Annotated in this window: 2 protein-coding genes; one reads left to right on the top strand and one right to left on the bottom strand. The window is 66.5% G+C overall.

Features of this window, described 5'->3' with window-relative positions:
* The coding region (locus B8115_RS06240) for an NAD(P)-binding domain-containing protein (protein WP_141638534.1) at nucleotides 1-474 on the bottom strand (474 nt) is incomplete at its 3' end.
* A 100-nt stretch (nucleotides 475-574) separates the two neighbouring features.
* Here B8115_RS06240 and B8115_RS06235 point away from each other — a divergent pair.
* A partial coding sequence (locus tag B8115_RS06235; protein ID WP_010626905.1) for a LacI family DNA-binding transcriptional regulator occupies nucleotides 575-1429 on the top strand: 855 nt, incomplete at its 3' end.

Genomic DNA, 1429 nt, shown 5'->3' with positions numbered 1-1429 from the left:
ATATCGCGAGTCGAGCATCAGCAGGCCGCGTTCGGCCAGCCGGGCGCCCAGCCCTTCGGCCAGACTCGGCGCCACGGTGGCGCACTGGATCACCAGCCCGCCCGGCGCCAGAGCGTGGGCGAGCCCGTTCTCGCCGAACAGCACCTGCTCGACCTGGGCGGCATTGACCACCACGACCAGCACCACGTCGCACTGCGTGGCAAGCTCGGCGGGCGTCGTCACGCAGCGCCCACCGGCCTGCTCGAAAGCACGGCAGGCCAATTCGGCCACGTCGCAGCCGGCCACCGTCAGGCCACGCTCGTGCAGCGCCGTTGCCGTACCCAGGCCCATGGCGCCCAGGCCGATGACGCCCACTCTTGGAGTCGTACCGTCGCTCACCGCCGCTCTCCCCGTTCGTCTGTTCGTCTGTTCGTCTTGTCTATTGCCTTTCCGCTCTACCCGCTCGGCGACCGCTGCTTCCGGTGTCGTTTTTATGCTGGCTGAATTCGTTATGTTAGCGCTATCATGTTAGCGCTAACATCGTTGTAGTAGATTCACCGACTCGCAGCAAGGGGCGGCCAGGAGGATACGACCATTGTCTAACGATGCGCCCAACTCGCGTCGACGACGCAGCACCGAGCAGCCCACGCTCAAGCAGGTAGCCGATGCCGCCGGCGTTTCGGCCATCACCGCTTCGCGCGCGCTGAATCGCCCCGATCAGGTCAACGAACTCACCCGTGCACGGGTTCTCGAGGCCGTGGAGCGCCTGGGCTACGTACCCAATCTGGTGGCCGGCAGCCTGGCATCGGCCCGCTCACGCTTCATTGCCGTCATCGTGCCTTCACTGGCCAACAGCGTGTTCATCGAAGTGATCCAGGGGCTGCAGGAAACCTTCGAGGCCCAGGGCTACCAGATCCTGCTGGGCAATACCGAGTACGACCTGGAGCGGGAATACCAGCTGATTCGCACCTTCCTCGGCTGGTCCTGCTCGGCGTTGGTCACTGCGGGGCTGCGCCACAACGAGGCCTGCCGCACCCTGCTCGCCAACTGCGACAAGCCGATCATGGAGGTCATGGAGCTGGGCGAGGCGCTGGATCTCAACGTGGGGCTGGACCATACCGAAGCCGGCCGCTGCATGGCCCGTCACCTGCTCGAGCGGGGCCATCGCCAGGCGCTCTTCATCGGCGCACGACTGGCCGGCGACTATCGCGCCGGGATGCGCTACGAAGGCCATCGTGAAGTATTCGAGCAGGCCGGCCTCGCCGCACCGCTGCTCGAACTCGAACGGGGCGGGCTCGACGCCGGTGCTACCGGGCTGGAGCGGGCGCTCGCCGAGCACCCCGGCATCGGGGCGATCCACTTCGCCAACGACGACCTGGCCACCGGCGCCCTGCTCCACGCCCAGCGCCTGGGCCTCACGGTGCCGCAAAGAATTGCTATCTCGCGATAT

The sequence above is a fragment of the Halomonas sp. KM-1 genome (genome assembly GCF_000246875.1).
Classification (GTDB): Bacteria; Pseudomonadota; Gammaproteobacteria; order Pseudomonadales; family Halomonadaceae; genus Halomonas; species Halomonas aerodenitrificans.
The sequence above is the reverse complement of the archived record's forward strand: the minus strand, read 5'-3'. Positions and strand labels throughout refer to the sequence as shown.